The following is a 26,149-nucleotide window of genomic DNA, read 5'->3' on the forward strand; positions in this document are numbered from 1 at the left end:
GCCTTCGCCATCGTCTGGCCGCTTGCCTCGCGCGCGGCGCGCTCGCCCTCATGGCGGCGGTTGAGCAGCTTCGCGGTGCTGTCCTCATGGATCGTGCCACCCGCCGTGCTCGCCACGGGCTGGTTCATCACCTTCATTTCCTATGCCGGCATGGGGGGGCTTGCGGCTTTCCTCGTGATCGCCATGAATGCGCTGATGTCGCTTCCTTTCGTTCACCAGGCGCTGTTTCCTGCGCTGGTTCAATCCGCCGGCACCCATGACCGGCTGTGCGCCAGCCTGGGGCTTCGCGGCTGGGATCGCTTCCGCCTCATCGACATTCCCGCGCTCAAGCGTCCCATCGGACTGGCGCTGGTCATGGCGCTCATCCTGTCGCTTGGCGACCTCACGGCCATAGCGCTCTTCGGCACGCAGGACTTCGTGACGTTGCCCGCGCTGATCTACCGCCAGATGGGCAGCTACCGCTTCGACGAGGCCATCGGCACGGCGCTGGTGCTCTGCGCCATCGTGCTGGCGTTTTCGGGCCTTGCCGAACGCTGGAGTGCGCGCGCGTGATCAGGCTCGACAAGGTGTCCTTCCAATACGAAGACATGGCCATGATGTTCGATGCCGTGTTTCCGGCACAAAGCCTCACCGCCGTGATCGGCCCCAGCGGCAGCGGCAAGTCCACGCTGCTCAACCTGATCGCAGGCTTCGAAAGGGCTGCCTCTGGCCGGGTTTCGATCGGCGGCGAGGACGTGACAGGCCTTCCGCCCGACCGCCGCCCGGTGAGCATGATCTTCCAGGACAACAATGTCTTTGCCCATCTCGACGTGTGGCAGAACGTTGCACTCGGCATCGCGCCGTCGCTGAAGCTCGATGAGGCCCAGCGCGCACAAGTCGACGGAGCGCTGGACGAAGTCGGGATCGTCGCGCTGAAGCACCGCAAGCCGGGCGAAGTCTCGGGCGGCGAGCGGCAGCGCGTGGCGGTGGCGCGCGCGCTGGTGCGAGACCGGCCGGTGCTGCTGCTGGATGAGCCCTTCGCGGCACTGGGGCCAGCCTTGCGGCGCGACATGCTCGACCTCGTCATCGCCATGCATAGGGCCAAGGGGTTGACCGTGCTCATGGTGTCGCACCAGCCGGAGGATGCCGAATATGCGGCAAGCCATACGGCCTATCTCGAAGCCGGGCATATTCTGGCACTCCGGCCCACGGCGGAACTCCTTACTGCGCGCGACCTTCCGGGACTCGCTGCCTATCTGGGTGACTGGAAAGGCATTTCGCCATAACCGGGTTCCCCTTTTCTGCCTGATGCTCTAGACCCCCAGCCGCATGAGCAGGATCCTTCTTCATCTCCGTGGCATCGGCCTCACCTTCGGCGGCCGGCCCATTCTCGAAAGTGCCGAACTCGCGGTGGCCGAGGGCGAGCGCGTGGCGCTTGTCGGGCGCAACGGCTCGGGCAAGTCGACGCTCCTCAAGATTGCCGGGGGGCTGCTCGATTTCGACAAGGGCGAGCGCTGGGTGCAGCCCGGCACCACCATCCGCTACCTGCCGCAAGAGCCGGATCTCTCGGGCTACAAGACCGTGCTCGACTATGTCGAAGGCGGCCTCGGGCCAACCGATGATCCGCACCGCTGCGTTTACCTGCTGCGCGAACTGGGCCTCTCCGGAGACGAAGAACCGGCACGGCTTTCGGGTGGTGAGATCAGGCGGGCGGCGATTGCCCGCACGCTGGCGCCCGAACCCGACATCCTGTTGCTGGACGAGCCCACCAACCATCTCGACTTGCCCGCCATCGAATGGCTGGAAGCCGAATTGAAGTCGCTGCGCTCGGCCTTCGTGTTGATCTCGCATGACCGGCGGTTTCTCGAATCGCTGTCGAACCGGACGGTGTGGCTCGACCGTGGCGAATCGCGCCGTCTCGACCGCGGATTCGCGTTCTTCGAAGCCTGGCGCGACGAGGTGCTGGCGAAGGAGGAGACCGAGCAGCAGCTTCTCGCCAAGCGCATTGAAACGGAAGAACACTGGATGCGCTATGGCGTGACCGCGCGGCGCAAGCGCAACATGCGGCGCGTGGAGCTCCTGGGTAGCCTGCGCAAGGAGCGCAAGGAGCATGTCGGGTCAATGGGAGGTGTCCGCATGGCCGCCTCCTCGGGCGACCTGTCGGGCAAGCTCGTGGCCGAGTTCAAGGGCGTTTCAAAATCCTTCGGTACACGGACGATCGTGAACGGCCTCGACCTGCTTGTCATGCGTGGCGACAGGCTTGGTATCGTGGGGCCGAACGGAGCTGGCAAGACGACGCTCATCAAGCTTCTCACGGGGCAGCTCGAACCCGATTCAGGCAGTATCCGCCTCGGCACCAATCTGCAGACCGTGACACTGGACCAGAGCCGCCAGAGCCTCGATCCATCGTCGACGCTTGCGGAGGTCATCACCGACGGGCGTGGGTCGAGCGTGACCGTCAATGGCGAGACGAAGCATGTCGTCAGCTACATGAAGGACTTCCTGTTTCCACCAGAAAAGGCGCGGACACCCGTCTCGGTCCTCTCGGGCGGCGAGCGCGGCCGCCTCATCCTGGCGCGCGAACTCGCCAAGCCCTCGAACCTGCTGGTGCTCGACGAGCCCACCAACGACCTCGATCTCGAAACTCTCGACATGCTGCAGGAGATGCTGGCCGACTATCAGGGCACCATCCTGCTGGTGAGCCATGACCGTGACTTCCTCGACCGCGTCGCGACCTCGGTCCTGATGGCCGAAGGCGACGGCAAGTGGATGGAATATGCCGGCGGCTATTCCGACATGGTGGCCCAGCGCGGCAGCGGGGTTGAAGCCCGCAAGGTGAAGATCGAGACAGAGAAGGCGCCTTCTTCAACTGCGGCCTCGACACCCGTTCCTTCAGCAAAGCGCAAACTTTCCTTCAAGGACAAGCACGCGCTGGAGACCTTGCCGAAGCAGATGGACAAGCTCCACGCCGAGATTGCGAAGCTTGAGGAAAAGCTCGCCGACGCGACCCTGTTCTCGCGCGATCCCAAGGGCTTCGAGGCCGCGATCTCTCGCATCGCTGCTGCGCGCGAAGAACTGTCAAAGTCGGAAGAGCAGTGGCTTGACCTCGAGATGAAGCGCGAGGAACTGGAAGGCTGAACCCTACCAGCCTCCACCGCCTCCACCGCCGCCACCGCCGCCAGACGAACCGCCGCCGCCCGAACCCGAGCTTCTGCCCGGCGCTGTCGAAGCCGATGCCACGCTCGATGACAGGCCACTGCCGAGGCTGTCGGTGAAGCCACCAGTGCGGCCCGAATCCCAGTGCGTCCCCGAATACCACAGTGGGGCCGAGGCACCGGCTGCAGCAGCCGCTGCCAGCACGGCGGCGAACTTGGCGTTCCATTCGTTCTCGCAGTTGAGCGCCAGCGCATAGGGCAGGTAGCGCTCGAACAGTTCCGGCGTCTTCTCCGGCGGGTGCAGCACGTTGAGGCGGTTCTCCTCGGCGGTCGAGAGATACATGCGGAATCCCTCGATCTGGTCCATCAGCTTGCGGCCGGGTTCGGTCGGCGCGCGGAGCAGGTAGAAGAACACGACATTCATGATGCCGAGCAGGACGGCGGTCCCGATCAGCATGTAGAGGCCTGCCGAACCGCCGCCGGCCATCACCATCACCGGTCCGGCGAGGCCGCCTCCCATGAAGGGGATGAGGAAAAGGAGCCCGAACAGCGAGGCGATCTTCTTCATCACGCCGCGTTCCCGCATGAGGCCCTTCAGGGATGCCCAAGCGATGGCAATGATGAAGCCCCACCAGACCGTGGTCCATCCCACAGCGAGGAGGCCAAGAAACCCTTCGTCAGCCGGCATGAACAGCGCCGCGAGGATGAGACAGGCCGCCGAAATGCCGAGCCCGATCGTGAACCACATCAGGTTGCGCTGGAAGATCGTGCCGTCATAGGCCGCGTCGAGCGCGTTCTGCAGGGCCGACTTCGCGGCTTGCACCTTCACGCGGTTGGCCTGCTTCAGTTCAGTGCTACCCGAGGACAGCGCCTGATACAGTGCCGACTCCGGGGCTGTGAGCGCTTCCGCCGAGGCGGGGGCAGAGAGTTTCGTCACGGTGAAGCTCTTGTCGTCGTCGTGGATATTGAGACGGCCCTTGACCGCAAGCCCCACCATGGCCGCGGCGAAGGTGCGGTCATCCATTCCGTATTGCGTGATGTAGCGGACACTCGCGGGCCCCAGGTCCTGCGGCGGCTTGAACAGCGGGATGATCGTGCCCTTGGGCGGATCGCGCCCGACCTTGTCCCACGCATAGAGAAAATAGGCGGCCGATGCCAGCAGGCTGAAGGCCAGCGCAAAGAGCCCGGCATTGTCGGAAAGCCACCAGCTCCACTTCTCTGAATCCGTCGGCGGCGCCACGATGCCCTTCTGCCAGGCCACCGCCACGGTGAAGCCCTCCTTGGGAAGCAGGCGGCGCGTGGTCTCGGCGGAATAGACACCGTCTGAATCATTGAGCACGCGCGAGTCCTTGCCGCCTTCGCCCTGATAGCCTGTGTATTCGGCGTGTTGCCGGATATTGGCGCCGGGCGGCAGGCGGATGGTGATGCGGGCCTCGTCGATGGCGAAGTCCCATCCGTTGCCCGTCACGTTCCAGTAGAGTTCGTCGTAGTCGTCGAAGAAGCCGATCTGGCGCGTGGTGCGGTATGTGACCTGGTAGACGTGCTGGCCATCATCCAGCAGCACGTCCTTGTCACCGATGCGGATGCGCTTGCCGTTGGTGATCGCTTCTATGGCATAGGGCTCGGACCGGCCGTCGCGTTTCACGTCGACCACGTCGAGTCCCACCACCACGCGCTGACCCAGCCTGTCCTTGTAGATCGTGGGAATGTCGCGGAAAATGCCGCGCCGGATGTCGCGTCCTTCAGCGATCACGCTGATCGTCTCGCGAACGGTGAGCGAGGCATCGGCATTGACCGTCACGTCGCTGAGGAAACCGGTGATGCGCTCATCGGCGAGAACGGGCGTGGCCAGCGCGAAGACGAGGCCGAAGACGAAGGCGAGGAAGCGCATGGCGTCAGTTCTTGAAGTCGACCTTGGGCACTTCACGCGCGGCGGCATCGCCGATCTCGAAGAACTCGGCCTTCCCGAACTTGAACTGCGTGGCAATGAGGTTCGTCGGGAAGCTCTCGATCATGGTGTTGAGGTTCCTGACCGCGCCATTGTAGTAGCGCCGCGACATCTGGATCTCATCCTCGATGCCGGAGAGCTTGTCCTGCAGGTCGCGGAAATTGGCGTCGGCCTTCAGTTCCGGATAGGCCTCGGCCACCGCGAAGAGCTTGCCCAGCGCCGCGCTCATGGCTTGCCCCACCGCGGACTGCTCGCCCACGGTGCCGCCGGAGATCGACTTGGCGCGAAGCTCTGCGATGTCGCGGAACAGCTTGTCCTCGTGGCTGGCATAGCCCTTCACCGTCTCGATCAGATTGGGGATCAGGTCGGCGCGCCGCCTGAGCTGCACGTCGATGCCGCTCCAGCCCTCGGCCACGAAGTTCTTGTTGCTGACCAGCGCATTGTAGGCCCAGACCAGATAGCCGCCGATGAGAATGATGAGGCCCAGAAGACCGTAGCCGAACATGCCGTTTGCTCCTTCGCGTTGAGGGGCGATTATCGGCTGTCTGTTCGCCACCCGCAAGCGCGGCGGTGACCGGAGATATTATCAGCAGGGCGGCGTGAAATCGCGATCGTGTTGCAAAGAGGGAATCCGCTTCCGCGTCTCCGCTACCTGGGCCAGATCAATCTCGGCGATGATGAAGCCCGGTGCGTCCCCGCCATCGGCCAGAACCCGGCCCCACGGATCGACGATGAGCGAATGGCCGTAGCATTGCGCACCGCCGGCCAGCGTTCCGCATTGGCCGGGTGAAATCACATAGGCGCCGTTCTCGATGGCGCGTGCGCGTTGCAGCACGTGCCAATGCGCCTCGCCCGTCACTTTTGTGAAGGCGGCGGGGATCGCCAGCATCCCGGCGCCCGCCTGGCCATAGGCACGGTAGAGATGCGGAAAGCGGATGTCGTAGCAGATCGAAAGCCCGATCGCGCCTTCGATGCAGGGCGCGACCACGCCCCGTGTTCCGGGCGCGATGGTGGCTGATTCGTGATAGACATGCCCCTCGCCGAGGTTCACGTCGAAGAGGTGAATCTTGTCATAGCGCGCTGCGATGCTGCCTTTCGGATCGACCATGAAGCTGCGGTTGAAGGTGCGGCCATCGGGCGCCTTCACGCCGATGGAGCCGATCAGCAGCCAGATGTTCAGATCGCGTGCGAGCGCCTCCATGGCGGGAAGCACGGGATGGTCCGTTTCTTCGTGCGCCACAGGATAGAGCTTGCCGTCCCGCGCATCGAGCCCGGCGCAGTATTCGGGCGTTGCAACGAAGCTGGCGTCCGCGGCGGCGGCGTCGCGGATGAGGGCGGACAGGACGCGCAAGTCGTGATGAACGTCCGGCGTGGCGGTGGTCTGGATGCAGGCGGCCTTGAATGTCATGACGTGAGCTTAGCCGTGTCTTCGCCCAGCGTGAAGAAGGAGCCGATGACATGGAGGCTGCTCCGCGCGCTGAGGCAGATCATCCACTCTTCCATTTCCGTCTCCCAGTCGGGAATGGGCAGCACGGCAAGGCGTCCGTCGGGTACGATTTCTCCCGCCGACATGATGGCGAGCCCCAGCCCTTGTGCGGCGGCTTCGCGCGCGGCCTCGCGGCTCTCGATCTCGATCGTGTCGGCAAGGGTGAGGCTGCGCCTCGCCGCTTCCTGCAAAAGCAGCGTGCGTGTCATCGAGCCTTCCTCGCGGAGGATCAGCGGCAGCTTCACCAGCTGCGCGAACTCGATCTGCTTCAGCTTCGACAATCGCGAGGAGCGCTGCACGACGGCGACGAGACGGTCGCTCCTGAGCTTGCGCGTCTGGAACGCCGTGCCCGCGGGCCGCTCCGCCGTGACCGCGATGTCGATGGAAAAGTCCTCCAGCCGCTTGAGAAGCTGCGCCGAATTTCCGGTGACAAGCCGCACCGCCAGCTTCGGGTGCTTCAACCGGAAGCGGGCGAGTTCAGGCAGGATGTGGACGGCGGCATCGGCCCCGATGGTGATCTGGCCTTCTTCCAGGGTCTTTCCGCGCTGCAGCAGTTCCAGCGCCTGCGTCTCCGCCTCGAACTGGCGCTCCGCGATGGCGAAGAGCTTGCGGCCCATGTCGGTGAGCGCCACGCCCTGTGGTCCACGATTGAAGAGCTGCACGCCATAGGTCTCCTCCAGCTTCCGCACATGGTCGGAGATGGCGGGCTGGGTGAGGTTCATCGCCTCCGCCGCGCGGGAGAAACCGCCGTGTACGGCAACGGCGTGGAATGCCTTGATCTGGGCGTGTCGCATATCTGTCAGACTTATATGTTCCATAAGAACATACGATTTGACTGATAGGGGTCAAGCGCCCATTTTCCGGCCAGACTTCAGGAGCCTCTCATGGATACGACCACCCGCCGCTTCAACGGCCCGCCCGGACAGGAAGACATGCCCTACCTGCTCACGCCGGGCCCGCTCACCACGTCCCGCACGGTGAAGGCCGCGATGCTGGCCGACTGGGGCTCGCGCGATGTGGAGTTCCGCCAGCTCGTCGCCGACGTCCGCAACGGGCTTCTCAATCTTGCAGGATGCGACGAGAGCTATGAATGCGTCATCATGCAGGGCTCGGGCACTTTCGCCATCGAGGCGGCACTTGGCGCCTTCTGCCCCATGGGAGAGGTGAAGACGCTGGTTGTCGCCAATGGCGCCTATGGCGACCGCGCGGCGAAAATCCTCGAGAAGATCGGCAGGCCGATCGTCAAGATCGACAAGGGCGACAGCGCGGCGCCAAGTGCCGAGGAAATCGCGGCGGCTCTCGATGCCGATCCCGCCATCACCCATGTCTGGGTCATTCACTGCGAGACGACGTCCGGCATCGTCAACCCCATCTCCGACATCGCACGCCAGGTGAAGGCGCGCCGCAAGGTCTTCATGGTCGATGCCATGTCATCATTCGGCGCACTCGCCCTCGACATGAACGACGGCATCGACGTGATGGTGTCGTCCTCCAACAAGTGCATCGAGGGCGTTCCCGGATTTTCCTATGTGCTGGTGAAGCGCGACATGCTGGACATGTCGAGGGGCCGCAGCCACTCGGTGGTGCTCGATCTCTACGAGCAATGGAAAGGACTGGAAGCCAACGGCCAGTTCCGCTTCACGCCGCCAACTCACGCGCTTGCCGCCTTCCACGAGGCGATGAAGGAACACGCAGCGGAGGGCGGTGTGGCGGCACGCGGCAAGCGCTATGCCCGCAACGCGCAAATCCTCATCAAGGGCATGCGCGACATGGGCTTCTCGACGCTGCTGTCGGACAACGAGGCAGGCCCCATCATCCAGACCTTCCTCACGCCGCGCGACCCCAACTTCAACTTCGAACGCTTCTATGAGGCGCTCCGCATTCGCGGTTTCGCCATCTATCCGGGCAAGCTCACGAAGCGGCCCAGCTTCCGCATTGGCACGATCGGCAAGGTCGACGAGAAGGTCATGCAGGGTGTGCTGACGGCCGTGACGGAAGTGCTGGCCGAAATGAACGTCACCGATCTTTCGCCGCTCGAGGCTGGATGATGAAGACTGTTTCCGTCAACGGACGCACTTACAACTGGCCATCAGCTCCGCTCGTCGTCATCTGCTGCGACGGCAGCGAGCCCGACTACATGGAAGTGGCGATGAAGGCCGGGCTGATGCCCAACCTGCGGAAGATGATCGCCAAGGGCGAGAACCGCCGTGGGCACTCGGTCATCCCGAGCTTTACCAATCCGAACAATCTTTCCATCGTCACCGGACAACCGCCCGCTGTTCACGGCATCTGCGGCAACTATCTCATCGATCCCGCCACCGGCAAGGAAACGATGATGAACGACCCGAAGTGGCTCCGCGCGCCCACCATCTTCGAGGCCTTCCAGAAGGCCGGCGCAAAAATCGCGATGGTGACGGCGAAGGACAAGCTGCGCCTGCTTCTCGGCAAGGGCCTCGTCTTCGATGGTACCGCGGTCGCCTTCTCCTCCGAGAAGGCCGACAAGGTGAACCTTGCTGAGAACGGCATTGAGAATGTCTGCGCCATGGTCGGCATGGACGTGCCGGATGTCTATTCGGCGGAGCTTTCGGAATTCGTCTTCGCGGCGGGGGTCAAGCTGCTTCACAGCATGAAGCCCGATCTCATGTATCTTTCAACGACGGATTACGTGCAGCACAAATATGCCCCGCGCTCGGTGGGCGCGCAGACTTTTTATGCGATGATGGATACATATCTGGGCCAGCTCGATGCGGGCGGCGCCATCGTCGTCATCGTCGCCGACCATGGCATGAAGGACAAACATCTCAGCAATGGCGAACCCGATGTCGTCTACCTGCAGGACGTGCTCGATGCGGCGTTCGGCGCTGGCAAGACCAAGGTGATCCTGCCCATCACCGATCCCTATGTGGTTCATCACGGCGCACTCGGAAGCTTTGCTACGGTCTATGCCTATGGGCCTTCCGTGGCTGAGGTGATGGCGGTGATCGCAAGCCAGGATGGCATCGATGTTGTGCTCGACCGCAAGGACGGTTGCGCGCGCTTCGAGTTGCCGGAGGACCGCATGGGCGACATCATCGTCGTCTCGGGCGGGCCAAAAGGCTCGAAGGTCATCGGCACATCGTGCGACAAGCATGATCTTTCCGGGTTGAACGAACCGCTGCGCTCGCATGGCGGGCTCACCGAGCAGGAAATCCCGGTGATCGCCAATCGCAAGTTCAAGAACCTGCCGGACCAACTGCGCAATTTCGATGCGTTCGCATTGGGCTGTAACCATATCGTGGAGAACTGAGATGAACGCTCCCGTTGGCGCCCGCCCCATCATCCGCGAATCCATGCGGATCGGCGGCAGAAAAGTCGATGCCGAAGGCGTCGTGCCGGTGCATTACCCCTACACCAACGAAATCATCGGCACGGTTCCAGCGGGCCGCGCTGAACATGCCGCACAGGCTTTCGCCATCGCGCGCAACTACAAGCCGAAGCTGACGCGCTATGAACGCCAGCAGATCCTGTTCCGCACGGCGGAACTCATCCGTTCACGGAAGGACGAGCTCTCGGACCTCATCACGCTGGAACTCGGGTTGTCGAAGAAGGACTCACTTTACGAAGTGGGCCGCGCCTATGACGTTTATTCGCTCGCTGGTCAGCTGTGCATCCTGGATGATGGCCAGATCTTCTCATGCGATCTGACGCCCCAAGGCAAGCCGCGCAAGATCTTCACGAAGCGCGAGCCCGTCGGTGTCATCTCGGCGATCACGCCGTTCAACCATCCGCTCAACATGGTGTCGCACAAGGTGGCGCCCGCAATCGCCACCAACAATTGCGTCGTCTGCAAGCCAACCGAGTTGACGCCGCTGACCGCCATCGCGCTTGCCGACATTCTCTATGAGGCGGGCTTGCCGCCCGAGATGTTCCAGGTCGTCACCGGCTGGCCGGACGAGATCGGCGACGAGATGGTGACCAACGCCAACATCGACATCGTCACCTTCACTGGTGGCGTGCGCGTGGGCAAGATCATCGCGGCGAAGGCCGGCTACAAGCGCGCGGCGCTTGAACTCGGCGGCAACGATCCGCTCATCATCCTCGACGATCTCTCAGACAGCGACCTCGACAAGGCGGCCGAACTCGCAGCTGCAGGCGCCACCCGCAATTCCGGCCAGCGCTGCACCGCGGTGAAGCGCATTCTGGTGCAGGAGCGGGTCGCGGACCGCTTCGTCGAAAAGGTGCTGGCGAAGGCCAAGGCGATCAAGTTCGGTGACCCGATGAACCCGGACACCGACCTTGGGACAGTGGTGCATGAGGAAGCGGCACGGATTTTCGAAGCCCGCGTCTACAAGGCGGTCGAGCAGGGCGCAAAGGTGCTCTATGATCCGGGCCGCAAGGGTGCGGTGCTGCCGCCCATCACGGTCGATTTCGTGCCGCACCAGTCGGATCTCGTCTTCGAGGAGACCTTCGGTCCCATCGTTCCCATCGTGCGCGTGCCGAACGATGACGCCGAGGTGATCCGGATTTCCAACTCGACGCCCTTTGGCCTGTCTTCAGGTGTATGCACCAACAACCTGTCGCGCATCACACGGTTCGTGGAAGACCTGAACGTCGGCACCGTGAACATCTGGGAAGTGCCGGGTTATCGCATCGAGATGTCGCCGTTTGGCGGCATCAAGGATTCAGGCAATGGTGTGAAGGAAGGCGTCATGGAGGCCATGAAGTTCTTCACCAACGTGAAGACGTGGTCGCTGCCCTGGCCGCAGTGAGAGACGAGTTGAACCCAGGCACCGCCGTCATCGTCAATCTGCCGGGAGGGTTCGCCTTGCTGCGCTGCGGCTCACGGCTTAGGCAGGACACGGCACAGGCAACATGAAGTTCATTCACATCACCGATATTCATCTCGTGCTGCCGGGGCAAAGGCTGTGGGGTTTCGATCCGCTTGCACGCCTTGATGCCTGCCTCGCGGACATCGCAACCCATCACGCGGATGCGGCCTTCTGCGCCATCACCGGAGACCTCACTGAAAGAGGCGAACCAGACGCCTATGCCGCGCTGAAGAAGCGGCTCGAACGTTTCCCCATCGAGACCCACCTGATGCTCGGCAACCACGACGATCGCACGGCCTATCTCCATGTCTTTGGCGACGCCAGCGCGTCAGGGCATGTGCAGAAGGCGATCGCGCGCGATGGCAGCACCTTCCTGTTTCTCGATACGCTGAAAGGCCCGCCGTCATCTGCGGGCCTCTATGACGCACCGCGCAGTGCCTGGCTCATGTCGGAACTCGAGAAGGCCGCAGGCACACCGGTTTATCTCTTCATGCACCATCCACCATTCGACATCGGGCACGACCTGATGGACCTGATCAAGCTCGACGATGCGGAGAATTTCGCGGGCCTGCTCGAAGGCCACAACATCCGGCACATCTTCTTTGGTCACGCGCACCGGACGATCAGCGGGCAGTGGCGCGGCATTGCTTTCTCCGCTCTACCCGGATTGAGCCATCAGCTGCCGCTGGTCAGCGGTTCTGTGGAAACGGTCTATTCCGACGAGCCGCCGATGTATGCCGCCGTGCTCCTCGCAAACGGCATGACCATCGTCCACTCGGATGCCTTCATGCACCGGTCCCCCGCCCTCATGCACAAGGATGCGGAGCGGGGCGACTGGTACTGAATACTCAAGCCAGACCTTCGGCCTTGAGCACCTGGCGAATCGAGGTCGCGGTCTTGTCGACGATCTCGGTCAGTTCGGCGTCTGTCACGTTATAGGGTGGCGCCATGATGACGACGTCGCCGTTGACGCCGTCGACATTGCCGCCCACGGGATAGCAGATCAGGCCGTTCTCGAAGGCCTGGGCGCGGATCTTCATGAAGAGTTTCTTCTCAGTGTCGAAGGGCTTCTTCGTCTTGCGGTCGGCGACCAGCTCGATGGCCTGGAAGAAACCGCGGCCGCGAATGTCGCCCACCGCCTCGATGTCCTTGGTGGCTTCGGTGAGCATGTTGCGAAGCGTGCCTTCCATGGCGTGGACGCGCTCGACCAGCTTCTCGCGCTCCACGATCTTCTGCACGGCAACGCCCGCCGCGCAGCAGGCGGTGTGCCCGGTGAAGGTGTGACCCGTCATCGGGGCGCCGTGCTTGCCGTGAATCGCGTCTGCCACCTTGTCGGTGTAGATCGCGGCCCCCAGCGGCAGGTAGCCGGCGGCAAGGCCCTTCGCCACCGACATGATGTCGGGTTCGACGCCATCCTGCTCCAGCGCGCGCCACGTGCCGGAGCGCCCGGCGCCGCACATCACTTCGTCCGAGATCATGATGACGCCGTACTTGTCGCAGATCTCGCGCACGCGTTTCGCATAGCCCTTGGGTGCCGGCACGCAGCCGCCTGCCGCACCCACCACGGGCTCGAAGATGAAGGCGCAGATCTTTTCAGGCCCCATGCGCAGGATCTCGTCCTCGAGTTCCTTCGCGCAGGCTTCGCCCACGGTTTCAGGCGTTGAACCCGCGATGGGGCGATAGGCATTGGCGGGAGAGAGCCGGGAAACGTCGAGCAACGAGCCTTCGAACGCGCGCTTCCTTTCGAGGAATCCCGAGACAGACAACGCGCCGAGCGTGTTGCCATGCCACGAACGCTCGCGCGCGATGAAGCGCCTGCGGCTCATCTGGCCGACGGCTGTCTGATACTGCAATGCGAGCTTGAGACAGGATTCAACGGCCTCGGAGCCACCTGTCACATAGACCATGTGGTTCAGGGTGCCGCCGCAGCGCTTCCTCACGATGTCCGTCAGTTCCTCCAGGGCATCGGAAGAGAAGTTGTAGCGGTAACCATGTGCGATCAGATCAAGCTGGCGCTTGATTGCATCATTCACTTCCTCGTTCGAGTGGCCGATGCAATAGACCGCCGGTCCGCCCGATCCGTCGATGTATTGCCGGCCCTCGCTGTCATACACATAGCTGCCCTTCGCCCAGGCCACTTTCGGAAGATCGCCGGTCGAGTGAATATGCTTGGGAAGGCCTGCAGCAGAAGACATGTGATGAATCGCCTTGAATTGGAATTGCCAGAGTTGGATTTGATGGTCGCCCAAGCTATTAACACCCAATTCAGAGGCACGGCAAACCGGTGATCACCGTCTTCGACGACATGCAACGCTCCCATGCGCCCCGCGAATTCATCGTTTCGGGAAAGCCGCAGCCCATTCCGGAAGTTCCGGAGCGCATCGACATGCTGCTCGAAGGTGTGCGCCGGATCGGCGGACCGGTCGTGGCACCGCCGGGAATCTTCGGCGACACCATCGCGCTTGTCCACGACCGCCGCTACATCCAGTTCCTGTCGACACTGTGGGAGCGCTGGCGGCGCATACCGGATGTGGCGGAAAGCCCTTCGGCCAACGTCTTTGCCTTGGGCCGCGCCACTCTTCCGCCGGCCGGCTACCCGGACAGCGTGGTTGGCCAGTGCGGCTATCATCTGGGCGACGGCTCTTGTCCCGTTACCGCAATGACATGGGAATCGGCGCGCGCGAGTGCAGCAACCGCCGCACACGGCGCAGGGCTCGTTCTGCACGGCGAAAGCCTGGTCTATGCGCTGTGCCGTCCGCCGGGACATCACGCCGCCTCCGACATGGCGGCAGGCTTCTGCTACTTCAACAATGCCGCACTTGCCGCAGAAATCCTGACGCGCGCCGGCAAGCGCACGGCCATTCTCGACATCGACGTCCATCATGGCAATGGCACGGAGGCGATCTTCTATGACCGCGCCGATGTGCTGACCGTTTCCATCCATGCGCATCCCAAGCGTTTCTATCCCTTCTTCTGGGGCTACTCTGAAGAGCGTGGCCGGGGCGCGGGCGAGGGGTATAATCTCAATCTGCCGCTCGAGCGTGGCACGACCGTGAAGCCCTACCAGATCGCGCTGGACACAGCGCTGAAGCGTGTGGCCGATTTTGGCGCGGATACGCTTGTGCTTGCTGCCGGGCTCGACATCGCCATCGACGATCCCTTCAAGGGCTTCGCAATCCAGACACCGGAGTTCGAGGTGATCGGCAGGCAGATCGCGGGGCTAAGTCTTCCATCGCTGGTCGTACAGGAGGGCGGTTATCCCTCGCCGCATCTGGGCTCCAACCTTGCCTCGCTGCTTAAGGGCCTTCTCGCATGAGCCTGACGGTCCGCGGCATGCAGGCGACCGATGCCGAGGCTGTTGCCGGAATGGTTCGCGGTCTCGCCGAGCACATCGGCACCGGCTTCGTTCCGAAACTCACGGGCGACAGGCTCAACGCGGCGGGCGATCTGGTTGATGTCGTGGTGGCGGAAGAGGATGGGCACTTGCTTGGCTCCTGCCTCGGGCTGATGACGTTTTCCACCTGGCGCGGCGCCCGGGGGCTTTATGTCGTTGATCTCTTCGTGCTTCCGCAGGCGCGCGGAAAGAATATCGGCCTTGAACTTCTGCGCGAGAGCGCGCGGCGTTTTGCAGCACGGGGCGCGGAGTTCATCAAGCTCGAGGTGGACGAGACGAATGTGGGTGCCGAGCGGTTCTACGAGCGGCTCGGGTTCATCAAGAAGACCGAAGACAGGCTCCACATTCTGGAGCAGGATAGGCTCAAAGACTTCATAGGAATGGGAAAACCAACATGACCATCAAGCGCGTAGGCCTCATCGGCGTCGGACTCATGGGGCACGGCATCGGCAAGAACATCCTCGCGAAGGGCTATGAACTCTGCGTCATGGCGCACCGCAACAGGACGCCTGTTGATGACCTCATCTCGAAAGGTGCCACGGAACACAACAACCCGCTGGCCATCGCCAAGAATTCTGATCTTGTCATCCTCTGCGTCACCGGTACGCCACAGATCGAACAACTCATATATGGCGAGTATGGCCTGCTGGGTGCTGTGCGTGAGGGACTGGTGATTGCCGATTGCTCTACGGCGGAGCCTCTTTCGACCGTCAAGATCGCAGCGGACGTCGAAGCCAAGGGCGGTCATTTCGTCGACACGCCGATGACACGCACGCCAAAGGAAGCGGCCCTTGGCAAGCTCGGGCTCATGACAGGCGGACCCGAATCGGTGATGACGCGAATCCGTCCGGTGCTGGAGTGTTTTGCCGATACCATCGTCCATGCAGGAGCCGTGGGTTCAGCGCATCAGTTGAAGCTCATCAACAATTTCCTGTCGATCGCGCACGCGGCGGTGGCGGCGGAAGCGATCACGGTCGCGGCCAAGGCCGGCGTCGACATGCAGGCGATGAAGGACATCGTGATGGCGGGCGGTGCCGCTTCGGTGATGTTCGGGCGGCTCATCAACGTGCCGCTGTCGGACGATGACAGCGCAGCCCAGTTCGCCATCAAGAATGCGCGCAAGGACCTCCGCTACTACACCAACATGACCGAGCAATTGCCCGTCACGTCGTTTCTGGCAGAAACGGCGCACCAGATCACGGTGATGGCGGACAACATGGGCTATGGCGACCGCTTCATTCCGCGCCTGATCGACGTGCTGATGACGGTGAACGGCGTGAAGAAGTAGGGTCCGCTTCAGGAGCCGCGGGAGGCGGGGAATACCCGCTCCCCGGCCACATGGTCGATCATGGCGCGCCAGTCGTCCGGCAGGTAGCCCCAGTCGGGCATGTCGGGGAGAGCGGCCTCCAGCATGTCGGGGGTCGGCTCACGCATGGCGACCACCGCCGCCCGGGCTGCCTCGACGTAGGGCCGCCAGTCATCCGATCCCATCGCCGCCGCGATGGCGCGTGCCACGCGTTCGGTCATTGAAGGACTATATGCGGGCATGTCGCCTTCCTTGGCCATGGACAGTTGGCTGCAAGCCATGCCTTGCAGGTTTACCATGGGTGATCCGGCCCATGTTCAGCAATGGTTAACGGAGACAACCTGCCGATGCAACCTCACACAAGGTCAGGTTTGGGTGGTCGCTGCCACGTGGGGGTGCTTGCACACGGCCGGACTCGTGGTTACTCTTCAATCTTACTATTTTGCAGGGTTTGAACGATTGCTGTTGCACTCAGGACAATTCTGCAATTAGAGTTGCTTGCAGATAGAGACAACAAAATCTGTTGCATCTCCGACGGGCCGACAAGAGCCTGCGGGATTGAATGGGAGAAGCGTTCGTGGCGTTGCTTGAAGTCCGCAATGTTTCCAAGAGCTTCGGCGCAATCCGCGCCCTGAACGACGTGAGCTTCGCCATCGAGCCCGGTGAAGTCGTCGGGCTCATGGGCGACAACGGAGCGGGCAAATCCACCATGGTGAAACTTGTCGCCGGCAATTTCCCGCCGACCGAGGGCGAGGTTGCGGTCAATGGCGAGGTCTGCCATTTCCACAAGCCCATCGAGGCGCGCGCCAAGGGGATCGAGGTCGTCTATCAGGACCTCGCCATCGCCGACAATCTCACCGCCGCACAGAACGTTTTCCTCGGCCGCGAGATCACCAAGGGGCCCTGGCCTTTCCGCGTCCTCGACAAGCAGGCGATGATCGACCGCTCCGGTGAACTCTTTGCTGAACTCAAGTCGGAAACCCGCCCGCAGGATCTGGTCCGCAAGATGTCGGGCGGGCAGCGGCAGGCCGTCGCCATTGCGCGCACGAGGCTCTCCAACGCGCAACTCGTCATCATGGACGAACCCACCGCCGCGATTTCGGTGCGGCAGGTGGCGGAAGTGCTCGAACTGATTCGCCGCCTCAAGGCGCAAGGCGTCGCCGTCATTCTCATCAGCCACCGCATGCCCGACGTGTTCGCCGTATGCGACCGCATCATCGTGCTCCGCCGGGGTACGAAAGTAGCCGACAAGGTCACGGTGAAAACCTCACCGGAAGAAATCACCGGTCTGATCACGGGAGCGATCCTTGCAGCATAGTCCTCCGAACAAGGCCGAGACCGGCCACGCGGCCATCGGCGACGTCGTCAGGATCAAGGAACAGACACTCTGGCAGCGCGTTCTCGCCAGCCAGCCGTTCTGGGTGCTGATCGCGCTGGTCGTGCTGGTCATCTACATGTCAATCCTGGAGCCGAGCTTCGGCACCGTCGACAACGTGGCGAACGTCACCCGCAACTTCGCGCCCTTCGGCATCATGGCGCTGGGCATGACGGTGGTGATCATCACCGGAGGCATCGACCTCTCGGTCGGCTCCATCATGGGCCTGGTTGCCATCGTCGCGGGCTTGTTCCTCACCTGGGAGTACCCGTGGTACGTTGCCTTCTTCATGGGACTTGCCACGGGTGTGGCGTGCGGGGCTGTGAACGGTTATTTCGTCGCCTATGTCGGCATGCCGTCCTTCGTGGTGACGCTCGGCATGCTGTCGATCGCGCGCTCGCTTGCAGTCGTCTTCTCCGGCAACCAGATGCTCTACAAGTTTGGCCCCGATGCGCCCATCGTGAAGGCCATCGGGCAAGCCAAGTTCCCGCATCAGGTGCCGGGCGATTCCATTCCCGATTGGATCCCGCAGTTCTCGTCGCATTTCTGGGTGATGGTGATCATGGCGCTGATCGTCGGCTATTACTTCAACTTCAAGCCGTGGGGCCGCCATCTCATGGCGATCGGCGGCAATGAAAATGCGGCGCGCCTCACCGGCGTTCCGGTCGACTGGATCAAGTTCAACGCCTATGTGTTCTCAGGCTTGACCGCCGCCATCGCTTCGCTGCTGCTGCTCGGCTACAACGGCTCGGCCATCAACGCGATGGGGCAAGGCTATGAGCTGCGCGTGATCGCGGCAACAGTCATTGGCGGCGCAAACCTCATGGGCGGTGCGGGAACGGCCTTCGGCGCCATCATCGGTTCGGCGTTCCTGGAAGTGATCCGCAACGCCCTTCTGATGGCGGGCATCGATTCCAACTGGCAGGGCGCTTTCGTCGGCGCCTTCATCATTCTCGCGGTTCTTCTTGGCATGCAGTCCGGCGGCAAATCGCTGATTGCCGCCACCGTGGAGCGCATGTTCCCGAAGAGGCACCGCTAGAAGCGACCGGTTTCACTGCCGGACGAACAACTCAGTGAAGGTCAATGAGGAGGAAAGACCCAATGAAGAAACTGCTGATGACGACCGTCCTGGCGCTTGGTGCCCTGACTGTTGCGGTATCCGGCGCGCAGGCAAAATATGTATTCGCGCTGGTGCCGAAGAACATGAACAACCCCTTCTTCGATCAGGCCCGCGATGGCTGCAAGAAGGCCGAAGCCGAATCGAACGGCGCATTCGAATGCATGTACATCGGACCCGGCGAGCACGGCGGCGGTGACGAGCAGGTGACGATCGTACAGGATCTCGTGGCGAAGAAGGTCGACGGCATTGCCGTTTCGCCCTCGAACGCCGCCGCCATGGCCGTGGCGCTGCAGGCCGCCAAGGAAGCCGGCATTCCGGTTCTCACCTGGGACTCGGACCTGCTGCCCGAGAACAAGGATCTCCGCGTCGCCTATATTGGCACGCACAATTACGAGATCGGCACCAATCTCGCCAAGCTCGCCAAGGCCATCAAGCCCAATGGCGGCACGGTCTGCATCCAGTCGGGCGGCGCTGCGGCGGCCAACCACAACGAGCGCATGCAGGGCATCCGCGACGAGCTTTCGGGCAAGAAGTCCGCTGCCTCGCCGGGTGACAAGCTGATGGGTGACGGCGGCTGGACCGAAGCCGAGGGCTGCCCGCTCTACACCGACGACGATTTCCCCAAGTCGGTGCAGCAGTTCGAGGACTTCATGGCGAAGAACCCGAACGTCGATGCCTTCATCCCCACAGGCGGTTTCCCGCAGTTCATTCCGGACGCCAACCGCGCAGCGGTCGAGAAGTACAAGGACAAGATTGCCAAGAAGGAACTGGCTCTCGTCGTGGCCGACACGCTGCCGATCCAGATCGAGCAGATGAAGGAAGGCCTGTCACTCGGACAGGTTGGCCAGCGTCCGTTCGAAATGGGCTTCAAGACCATGATGGCGCTCCGCGACATGAAGGACGGCAAGGCCGCTCCGGCTGACCCGACCTACACCGGCCTCGACGTCTGCACGCCCGAGACCGCCGACACCTGCATCGCGAAGTAAGTCCTCGCGCGCAGTTCGGAAACTCAAAAGGGGCGGAAGGCAACTTCCGCCTCTCCTGCATCAGGGAGATTGGAATGTCCGGCATGTTTTCACTCGATGGCCGCGTGGCGCTTGTCACCGGCGCCTCGCGCGGGCTTGGCTTCGCGATGGCAAAGGCGCTGAAGGACAATGGCGCCACGGTCGTCATCAACGCGCGAAATGCGGCGGAACTCGGCGAGGCAGCAGCGAAGATCGGCGCCGAGGCCACGGCCTTCGACGTGACCGACGCCAAGGCCGCGCGCGGCGCACTCGACGAGATCGTCAAGCGTCACGGCAAGCTGGACATTCTCGTGAACAATGCCGGCATCCAGCATCGCCGCCCGATCACCGAATGGGAGGACGAGGATTTCGACCGGGTCATCGCGGTGAACCTCAGTGCCTGCTTCCGCCTTGCGCGCGATGCCGTGCGCCTGATGCTGCCCAACAAGTATGGCCGCATCATCAATACTGGCTCGATCTCGGCCATACTCGGCCGGCCCACCATCCATGCCTATGTGGCGGCCAAGGCCGGGCTCCATGGTCTCACGCGTTCGATGGCAGCGGAACTCGGCCGGCAGGGCATCACGGTCAATGCGCTGGCGCCGGGCTATTTCGCCACTGAACTCAATACGGCCTTGCTCAACGACAAGGCCTTCACGGCATGGGTCGAATCCCGCACCCCCGCGGGCCGCTGGGCCAGGCCGGAAGAACTGGGCGGCGCCGCCGTGTTCCTCGCGTCCGATGCCGCCGCCTATGTGAACGGTCATGTGCTGGCGGTTGATGGCGGGCTGTCGACGTCGCTCTGATCAGGGCTGTGGCGTGCGGCCTTCCAGCACCTCGGCGAATTTCGGCATGTCGACATTGCCGCCGGACAGGATGACCCCCACGCGCTTGCCCTTCATGGCGTCGCGTTCCTGCATCAGGGCCGCAAGCGGGGCGGCACCGGCACCCTCGGCTATCGTGTGGCAGCAGCGGTAGTAGGCGCGCATGGCATCGGCGATTTCATCATCGCTGACCGTCACGATGCGATCCGCGCCGTGACGGATCATGTCGAAGGCTTCGGGGTTGACGACGCGAACTGCCATGCCATCGGCAAAGGTGATCGCCTGATTGGTCGAGACCGGGTTTCCGGCAGCAAAGGACAGCGCGATGGCGTTGGCGCCTTCCGCCACCACGCCGACCACCTTGGTCTTCAGCCCCAGCATGTCGCGCGCGGTGATCACGCCGCAGATGCCGGAACCCATGCCCACCGGCACGTAGACCGTGTCCAGGTCTCCCGCCGCACGGAACAATTCATGTGCGTAAGTCGAAACGCCCACCACCAGATCGGGCGCGAACGATGGAATGAAATCGAGGTTGCGCTCCCGTGCCATTTCCATAGCCGCCTCACGCGCCGCGTCGAAATCGTGACCCACCTCAATCAGGTCCACGCCCAGCGCCCGCATGGCCGCGTTCTTCTCCACTGAATTGCCAACGGGGCAGACGATGGTGACAGGGATGCCGACGCGCCTCGCGCCAAAGGGAATCGACTGGCCATGATTGCCGCGCGTCGCCGAGATGACTCCCCGTGTGAGACCTTGGTCATGGCGGCGCTTGAGGTGAACAATACCGCCCCTCACCTTGAAGGCGCCAGTCGGCGTGTGGTTCTCGTGCTTTACCCAGACCTCCGCGCCCACGGCTTCGGCCAGCAACGGCCAGGCATATTGAGGCGTGGGCGGCATCGCGGCATAGACGATCCGCTGTGCGGATTCGAGGTCGTCGGCGGTGATCTTCATTGACTTGCCCCTGCCCTTATGTTTCGTGCGCCCCCGAAACAAACAAACGTCATCACCGGATTTATTCCGGTGACCCATTGATCCGCAAGCTCAGGTGACCGACCATGCGGCCAATGCGTCCCGGCGACAAGACCAGGGATGATATGCGAGAGAATGGGGATCGAATGGCAATTGCTTTCATGTTTCCGGGCCAGGGGAGCCAGGCGGTTGGCATGGGGAAGGCGCTGGCGGAGAACTTCGCTTCTGCCCGCGCCGTGTTCGACGAGGTGGATGCGGCGCTCGGCCAGAACCTGTCGGACCTCATGTGGACCGGGCCGGAAGCCGAACTGACGCTCACGGAGAATTGCCAGCCAGCGCTGTTGGCTGTCTCCATGGCGGTGATCCGCGTGCTGGAGGCCGAGCACGGCATCACGGTCGCCAACACCGCGAAATTCGTGGCAGGCCATTCTCTGGGCGAATACTCGGCCCTTGCGGCGGCGGGAACCTTCGCGCTTGCCGATGCGGCCCGGTTGCTGCGCATTCGCGGCACGGCGATGCAGAATGCCACCCCTCTCGGCACCGGCGCCATGGCCGCCCTTCTCGGGCTCGATTTTGCCACCGCATCGGCCGTTGCCGCGGAAGCAGCGGAAGGCGACGTCTGCCAGGCCGCCAATGACAACAGCGATGGTCAGGTGGTCATCTCGGGCCACAAGGCGGCGGTCGAGCGCGCGATGGTGATTGCCAAGGCAAAGGGTGCGAAACGCGCCATCATGCTCACGGTATCGGCTCCGTTCCATTGCGCGCTGATGAAGCCCGCCGCCGATGTCATGGCGGAGGCACTTGCACAGGTCGCCATGAAGGCGCCCGTGGTTCCTGTTGTCGCAAATGTCGGCGCTGCGCCCTTGAGCGATCCGTCGGCCATCCGCGACAGCCTCGTCGCACAGGTCACCGGAACGGTGCGCTGGCGCGAATGCGTGGGCTATATGGCAGACCATGGCGTCAGTCATTTCTACGAGATCGGCTCGGGCCGCGTGCTCATGGGATTGTCCCGCAAGAATGCACCGAACGGCGATGCCCATCACGTCGGCACGCCCGAGGACATCACCGCCGCCGTGGCCCTCATCAAGCAAGGATAAGCAACATGTTCGATCTTAACGGCAAGACGGCCCTCGTGACCGGCGCCACGGGCGGCATTGGCGCTGCCATTGCCAAGGCGCTGCACATGGCGGGTGCCACCGTCGCCATTTCGGGTACGCGCGCCGCCGTGCTCGAAGAGTTGAAGGCATCGCTCGGCGGCGAGCGCGTCCACGTCATCGCCTGCAATCTCTCCGATGCTGCGGACGTCGAAAAGCTGGTTCCCGCAGCCGAAGCGGCAATGGGTTCGCTCGATATTCTCGTCAACAATGCCGGCATCACCAAGGATGGCCTTGCGATGCGCATGAAGGACGACGACTGGAACGCAGTCATCGATGTCAATCTCACGGCGGGCTTCCGCCTCTGCCGCGCCGCCATGCGCGGGATGATGAAGAAGCGCTGGGGCCGCATCGTCAACATCACGTCCGTCGTGGGCGTCACCGGCAATCCGGGGCAGGTCAACTATGTGGCGTCGAAGGCCGGCATCATCGGGCTTACCAAGTCGCTGGCGCAGGAACTCGCCTCCCGCAACGTGACCGTCAATGCGGTGGCGCCGGGCTTCATCGCAACGCCGATGACAGACGTGCTGAACGACAAGCAGAAAGAAGGCATTCTCGCTCGCGTGCCAGCCGGCAAGCTCGGCAGCCCGGACGACATCGCCGCCGCCGTGCTCTATCTGGCGTCCGAGGAAGCAGGCTACGTCACCGGCCAGACGCTTCACGTGAATGGTGGCATGGCGATGATCTGATCGATCATCGCGGGGAGTCTTGGCAAAGGCGGGCTGTGGCCGTGTGATAAATTTCCCTCGCGATAACAAGCCCTCCCAATGCCCCTTTTGACGGCGGCGGGAATTGTGCTAGGGAAGCCCCCGGCGTGTGGGGGGCCGCGGGGGTCCTGCTGTCCTGCCGAAAGAATTGAAAACAACCAAGGACGATAAGACAATGAGTGATGTGGCTGAGCGGGTGAAGAAGATCGTCGTCGAGCATCTCGGCGTCGACGCTGACAAGGTCAAGCCGGAAGCGAGCTTCATCGACGATCTCGGCGCGGACAGCCTCGACACGGTCGAGCTGGTCATGGCCTTCGAAGAGGAATTCGGTATCGAGATTCCCGACGATGCGGCCGAAACGATCCAGACCGTCGGCGACGCTGTCAAGTTCATCGAGAAGAGCGCCGCCTGAGGGCTGCGTTCGATCGGCCCTTGGGGACGATCCATCAAATCAGTTGCGCGGAGGCAGGAGAAGCAACATCCTGCCGCCGCGTTTTCGTGTAGAAAGGGCTTTGCATGCGCCGTGTTGTCGTCACCGGACTGGGTATGGTCTCTCCCCTTGCAACGGGCGTTGAAGAGTCCTGGAGCCGTATTCTGGCGGGACAATCGGGCGCGGGCACCATCAGCCGATTCGACGCGTCCGACCTCTCCTGCAAGATCGCCTGCGAAGTGAAGCGCGGCGACGGATCGAACGGAACGTTCAATCCGGAAGCTTGGATGGACCACAAGGATCTTCGCCGCTACGACGACTTCATCATCTTTGCCATGGCGGCCGCCAAGCAGGCGATGAAGGACTCCGGCATCGAACTCAAGACCGAGGACGAGAAGTACAAGGCCGGCGTGCTTGTCGGCTCCGGCATCGGCGGCCTGAGCAACATCGCGGACACCACCATGCTGATGCATGAGAAGGGACCGCGCCGCATCAGCCCGTTCTTCATTCCAGGCTCCCTCATCAATCTTGCCTCGGGCCTCATCTCGATCGAATTCGGCTGCAAGGGCCCGAACCACTCGGTGGTCACGGCCTGTTCAACCGGGTCCCACGCCATCGGCGATGCGGCGCGATTGATCGCGCTCGACGATGCCGACGTGATGATCGCGGGCGGCGCCGAATCGGCCATCTGCCGGCTGGGAATCGCGGGCTTCATCGCCTGCAAGGCGCTGTCGACCAGGTTCAACGACACGCCTGAGAAGGGCTCACGCCCCTATGACAAGGACCGCGACGGTTTCGTCATGGGCGAGGGCGCCGGCGTCGTCGTGCTCGAGGAACTGGAACACGCCAGGGCGCGCGGCGCCAAGATCTATGCAGAGGTCGTGGGCTACGGTATGTCGGGCGATGCCTATCATGTCACAGCACCCTCGCCGGATGGCGATGGCGCCTTCCGCTGCATGCAATCGGCATTGAAGCGCGCGGGCCTGCAGGCGCACGAAATCGACTATGTGAACGCACACGGCACCTCGACGCCGCTCGGCGACGAGATCGAGCTTCGCGCCGTGGAACGGCTGATGGGCAACCGCACGGCGGAACTCACCATGTCGTCGACCAAGTCTTCGGTGGGCCATCTGTTGGGCGCCGCTGGCGCCGTCGAGGCGATCTTCTCGATCCTCGCCATCCGCGACAACATCGCACCGCCGACCATCAATCTCGACAATCCCTCGGTCGAAACCCAGATCGACCTGGTGGCGCATACGGCCAAGAAAAAAGAGATCAACACAGTTCTGTCCAATTCATTTGGTTTTGGTGGCACCAACGCGTCATTGATCATGCGCCGCTTCGCGGCGTGACAACGTCCCAGAGGGCATCAGGTTGAGTAAGCCGCAGCCATCCGTGAAGGTGCCGGAACCGAGGCAATCGAAGCGGCGGCCGTCCGCTGTGTCGCGGGTCTTCGTCTGGACGTTCCTCATCCTGCTGTTCGGTGCAGTCGCGGCAGGCGGCGCGGCCTTCTACGTCCATAGCGAGTACACAGCGCCTGGGCCCCTGGCGGACAAGACGATCTATACGGTGGAGCAGGGTGGCGTCGCCGAGGTGGGCGAGGCGCTGGAGAAGAACGGCATCATCAGCAATGCCCGCATCTTTTCTCTCATGGCGTCTGTCACCGGCACGCGCAGCAGGCTCAAGGCCGGTGAATATGACTTCCCAAAGGCCGCCTCGATGCAGGACGTGATGGCGCTGATCGCCAGCGGCAAGTCCATCACCTACAAGCTGTCGATTCCGGAAGGCTTCACCAGCGAGATGGCGGTGGCGCGGGTCAACGCCAACGAGGTTCTGGCAGGCCCGCCTGCCGTGGTTCCGCCCGAGGGCTCGATCATGCCCGATACCTATGTGTTCCGGCGCGGCATGACGCGCCAGAAGCTGGTCGATGACATGCAGGCAGCGCAGGTGAAACTGCTCGAGGAACTGTGGCAGACACGCCAGCCCAGCACTGTCGTCGAAACGAAGGAGGCGGCCGTCATCCTCGCCTCGATCGTGGAGAAGGAAACCGGGGTTGCCGCCGAGCGCCCGGTGATCGCCTCGGTCTTCATCAACCGGCTGAAGAAGAACATGCGGCTGCAGTCCGACCCGACGATCATCTATGGAATCGTGGGCGGCAAGGGCAAACTCGACCGGGCACTCACGCGCAACGACATCGAGACCGAGACGCCCTACAACACCTATCGCATCAATGGCTTGCCGCCCGGGCCCATCGCCAATCCGGGCCGCGCCGCGATCGAGGCGGTGCTCAATCCGCAGTCCACTGACTATCTGTATTTCGTGGCCGATGGTTCAGGTGGCCACGCCTTTGCCTCGACGCTCAACGAGCACAACCGCAACGTCCGCAAATGGCGGGAGATTGCCGGGAACGCCGCTGCTGCCATCGCCGCCGAAGAGCCTGAGCCCGATTCGGGCGCCGCGCCAGCCGATGCTACCCCGGCGGATGGCGCG

General features: G+C 62.9%; 25 protein-coding genes and 1 pseudogene. 19 read left to right on the forward strand and 7 right to left on the reverse strand.

Translation table 11 applies throughout. The annotated features are described in order from the left end of the window. The 3 genes and pseudogenes from ACEW8Q_RS09335 to ACEW8Q_RS09345 all read left to right on the forward strand — a co-directional run. A pseudogene (locus ACEW8Q_RS09335) lies at nucleotides 1–552 on the forward strand (thiamine/thiamine pyrophosphate ABC transporter permease ThiP); the annotation flags it as partial. Then, complete coding sequence (gene thiQ, locus ACEW8Q_RS09340; protein ID WP_373503780.1) at nucleotides 549–1,265, forward strand: thiamine ABC transporter ATP-binding protein; 717 nt, start codon at nucleotides 549–551, stop codon at nucleotides 1,263–1,265. The pseudogene ACEW8Q_RS09335 and the gene thiQ, both read left to right, overlap by 4 nt. Nucleotides 1,266–1,308: 43 nt before the next feature. Beyond that, nucleotides 1,309–3,117 carry an ABC-F family ATP-binding cassette domain-containing protein gene (locus tag ACEW8Q_RS09345; RefSeq protein ID WP_373503781.1) on the forward strand — a complete coding sequence of 603 codons (1,809 nt, stop codon included), beginning with the start codon at nucleotides 1,309–1,311 and terminating at the stop codon, nucleotides 3,115–3,117. 3 nt (nucleotides 3,118–3,120) lie between these two features. Here ACEW8Q_RS09345 and ACEW8Q_RS09350 read toward each other — a convergent pair whose 3' ends face one another. The 4 genes from ACEW8Q_RS09350 to ACEW8Q_RS09365 all read right to left on the reverse strand — a co-directional run bounded on the left by ACEW8Q_RS09350 (nucleotide 3,121) and on the right by ACEW8Q_RS09365 (nucleotide 7,362). After that, on the reverse strand, nucleotides 3,121–5,025 hold the full coding sequence (locus tag ACEW8Q_RS09350; protein WP_373503782.1) for a DUF2207 domain-containing protein: 1,905 nt from the start codon (nucleotides 5,023–5,025) through the stop codon (nucleotides 3,121–3,123). A gap of 4 nt (nucleotides 5,026–5,029) precedes the next feature. Beyond that, nucleotides 5,030–5,587, reverse strand: a complete 558-nt coding sequence (locus tag ACEW8Q_RS09355; protein WP_373503783.1) for a LemA family protein — start codon at nucleotides 5,585–5,587, stop codon at nucleotides 5,030–5,032. 81 nt (nucleotides 5,588–5,668) lie between these two features. Further along, on the reverse strand, nucleotides 5,669–6,490 hold the full coding sequence (locus tag ACEW8Q_RS09360; protein WP_373503784.1) for a carbon-nitrogen hydrolase family protein: 822 nt from the start codon (nucleotides 6,488–6,490) through the stop codon (nucleotides 5,669–5,671). Beyond that, nucleotides 6,487–7,362: a LysR substrate-binding domain-containing protein gene (locus ACEW8Q_RS09365; protein WP_373503785.1), complete on the reverse strand. Its 876-nt coding sequence runs from the start codon at nucleotides 7,360–7,362 to the stop codon at nucleotides 6,487–6,489. The genes ACEW8Q_RS09360 and ACEW8Q_RS09365 overlap by 4 nt, the downstream gene beginning before the upstream one ends. A gap of 90 nt (nucleotides 7,363–7,452) precedes the next feature. Here ACEW8Q_RS09365 and ACEW8Q_RS09370 point away from each other — a divergent pair, with 90 nt between their 5' ends. The 4 genes from ACEW8Q_RS09370 to ACEW8Q_RS09385 all read left to right on the forward strand — a co-directional run bounded on the left by ACEW8Q_RS09370 (nucleotide 7,453) and on the right by ACEW8Q_RS09385 (nucleotide 12,220). Beyond that, nucleotides 7,453–8,616 carry a 2-aminoethylphosphonate--pyruvate transaminase gene (locus tag ACEW8Q_RS09370; protein WP_373503786.1) on the forward strand — a complete coding sequence of 388 codons (1,164 nt, stop codon included), beginning with the start codon at nucleotides 7,453–7,455 and terminating at the stop codon, nucleotides 8,614–8,616. Then, nucleotides 8,613–9,854, forward strand: a complete 1,242-nt coding sequence (phnA, locus tag ACEW8Q_RS09375) for a phosphonoacetate hydrolase (RefSeq protein ID WP_373503787.1) — start codon at nucleotides 8,613–8,615, stop codon at nucleotides 9,852–9,854. Before ACEW8Q_RS09370 ends, phnA begins: the two co-directional genes overlap by 4 nt. A 1-nt stretch (nucleotide 9,855) precedes the next feature. Beyond that, a complete protein-coding gene (gene phnY / locus ACEW8Q_RS09380; RefSeq protein ID WP_373503788.1) occupies nucleotides 9,856–11,316 on the forward strand; it encodes a phosphonoacetaldehyde dehydrogenase in 1,461 nt (486 codons plus the stop codon). A gap of 103 nt (nucleotides 11,317–11,419) precedes the next feature. Next, nucleotides 11,420–12,220, forward strand: a complete 801-nt coding sequence (locus tag ACEW8Q_RS09385) for a phosphodiesterase (RefSeq protein WP_373503789.1) — start codon at nucleotides 11,420–11,422, stop codon at nucleotides 12,218–12,220. Nucleotides 12,221–12,224: 4 nt separating this feature from the next. On the opposite strand, the gene ACEW8Q_RS09390 is transcribed toward ACEW8Q_RS09385, so the two are convergent. Then, complete coding sequence (locus tag ACEW8Q_RS09390; RefSeq protein WP_373503790.1) at nucleotides 12,225–13,571, reverse strand: aspartate aminotransferase family protein; 1,347 nt, start codon at nucleotides 13,569–13,571, stop codon at nucleotides 12,225–12,227. 89 nt (nucleotides 13,572–13,660) lie between these two features. Here ACEW8Q_RS09390 and ACEW8Q_RS09395 point away from each other — a divergent pair, with 89 nt between their 5' ends. From ACEW8Q_RS09395 to ACEW8Q_RS09405, 3 genes are read left to right on the forward strand one after another with little or no spacing between them, the layout of a single operon-like run. Next, on the forward strand, nucleotides 13,661–14,692 hold the full coding sequence (locus tag ACEW8Q_RS09395; RefSeq protein WP_373503791.1) for a histone deacetylase family protein: 1,032 nt from the start codon (nucleotides 13,661–13,663) through the stop codon (nucleotides 14,690–14,692). Continuing rightward, complete coding sequence (locus ACEW8Q_RS09400) at nucleotides 14,689–15,168, forward strand: N-acetyltransferase family protein (RefSeq protein WP_373503792.1); 480 nt, start codon at nucleotides 14,689–14,691, stop codon at nucleotides 15,166–15,168. Before ACEW8Q_RS09395 ends, ACEW8Q_RS09400 begins: the two co-directional genes overlap by 4 nt. Next, complete coding sequence (locus ACEW8Q_RS09405; protein WP_373503793.1) at nucleotides 15,165–16,058, forward strand: NAD(P)-dependent oxidoreductase; 894 nt, start codon at nucleotides 15,165–15,167, stop codon at nucleotides 16,056–16,058. Before ACEW8Q_RS09400 ends, ACEW8Q_RS09405 begins: the two co-directional genes overlap by 4 nt. Before the next feature lie 8 nt (nucleotides 16,059–16,066). On the opposite strand, the gene ACEW8Q_RS09410 is transcribed toward ACEW8Q_RS09405, so the two are convergent. Then, entirely contained in the window at nucleotides 16,067–16,318 is a 252-nt protein-coding gene (locus ACEW8Q_RS09410; RefSeq protein ID WP_373503794.1) for a hypothetical protein, read from the reverse strand. 335 nt (nucleotides 16,319–16,653) lie between these two features. On the opposite strand from ACEW8Q_RS09410, the gene ACEW8Q_RS09415 reads away from it, so the two are divergent. The 4 genes from ACEW8Q_RS09415 to ACEW8Q_RS09430 all read left to right on the forward strand — a co-directional run bounded on the left by ACEW8Q_RS09415 (nucleotide 16,654) and on the right by ACEW8Q_RS09430 (nucleotide 20,381). After that, nucleotides 16,654–17,394 (forward strand): ATP-binding cassette domain-containing protein, encoded by a 741-nt coding sequence (locus tag ACEW8Q_RS09415; RefSeq protein ID WP_373503795.1) that lies wholly within the window; start codon nucleotides 16,654–16,656, stop codon nucleotides 17,392–17,394. Next, nucleotides 17,384–18,490 carry an ABC transporter permease gene (locus ACEW8Q_RS09420; RefSeq protein ID WP_373503796.1) on the forward strand — a complete coding sequence of 369 codons (1,107 nt, stop codon included), beginning with the start codon at nucleotides 17,384–17,386 and terminating at the stop codon, nucleotides 18,488–18,490. The genes ACEW8Q_RS09415 and ACEW8Q_RS09420 overlap by 11 nt, the downstream gene beginning before the upstream one ends. A 62-nt stretch (nucleotides 18,491–18,552) precedes the next feature. Then, on the forward strand, nucleotides 18,553–19,557 hold the full coding sequence (locus tag ACEW8Q_RS09425; protein WP_373503797.1) for a substrate-binding domain-containing protein: 1,005 nt from the start codon (nucleotides 18,553–18,555) through the stop codon (nucleotides 19,555–19,557). A 74-nt stretch (nucleotides 19,558–19,631) separates the two neighbouring features. Then, the gene (locus tag ACEW8Q_RS09430) at nucleotides 19,632–20,381 is read left to right on the forward strand and encodes an SDR family oxidoreductase (protein WP_373503798.1); all 750 of its coding nucleotides are present in this window, start codon (nucleotides 19,632–19,634) and stop codon (nucleotides 20,379–20,381) included. Here ACEW8Q_RS09430 and ACEW8Q_RS09435 read toward each other — a convergent pair whose 3' ends face one another. Continuing rightward, nucleotides 20,382–21,350, reverse strand: a complete 969-nt coding sequence (locus ACEW8Q_RS09435) for a threonine dehydratase (RefSeq protein WP_373503799.1) — start codon at nucleotides 21,348–21,350, stop codon at nucleotides 20,382–20,384. A gap of 164 nt (nucleotides 21,351–21,514) precedes the next feature. Here ACEW8Q_RS09435 and fabD point away from each other — a divergent pair, with 164 nt between their 5' ends. From fabD to mltG, 5 genes are all read left to right on the forward strand, one after another. Continuing rightward, the gene (gene fabD, locus ACEW8Q_RS09440; protein WP_373503800.1) at nucleotides 21,515–22,465 is read left to right on the forward strand and encodes an ACP S-malonyltransferase; all 951 of its coding nucleotides are present in this window, start codon (nucleotides 21,515–21,517) and stop codon (nucleotides 22,463–22,465) included. Nucleotides 22,466–22,470: 5 nt separating this feature from the next. Then, the gene (gene fabG, locus ACEW8Q_RS09445) at nucleotides 22,471–23,211 is read left to right on the forward strand and encodes a 3-oxoacyl-[acyl-carrier-protein] reductase (protein WP_373503801.1); all 741 of its coding nucleotides are present in this window, start codon (nucleotides 22,471–22,473) and stop codon (nucleotides 23,209–23,211) included. Between the two features lie 193 nt (nucleotides 23,212–23,404). Next, the gene (locus ACEW8Q_RS09450; RefSeq protein WP_373503802.1) at nucleotides 23,405–23,641 is read left to right on the forward strand and encodes an acyl carrier protein; all 237 of its coding nucleotides are present in this window, start codon (nucleotides 23,405–23,407) and stop codon (nucleotides 23,639–23,641) included. Nucleotides 23,642–23,745: 104 nt separating this feature from the next. Further along, nucleotides 23,746–25,011, forward strand: coding sequence for a beta-ketoacyl-ACP synthase II (fabF, locus tag ACEW8Q_RS09455; RefSeq protein WP_373503803.1), 1,266 nt, complete (start codon nucleotides 23,746–23,748; stop codon nucleotides 25,009–25,011). Nucleotides 25,012–25,033: 22 nt separating this feature from the next. Beyond that, on the forward strand, nucleotides 25,034–26,149 hold a 1,116-nt coding region (gene mltG / locus ACEW8Q_RS09460), incomplete at its 3' end, for an endolytic transglycosylase MltG (protein WP_373503804.1).

The organism is Aestuariivirga sp. (genome assembly GCF_041738905.1).
Taxonomy (GTDB): domain Bacteria; phylum Pseudomonadota; class Alphaproteobacteria; order Rhizobiales; family Aestuariivirgaceae; genus Aestuariivirga.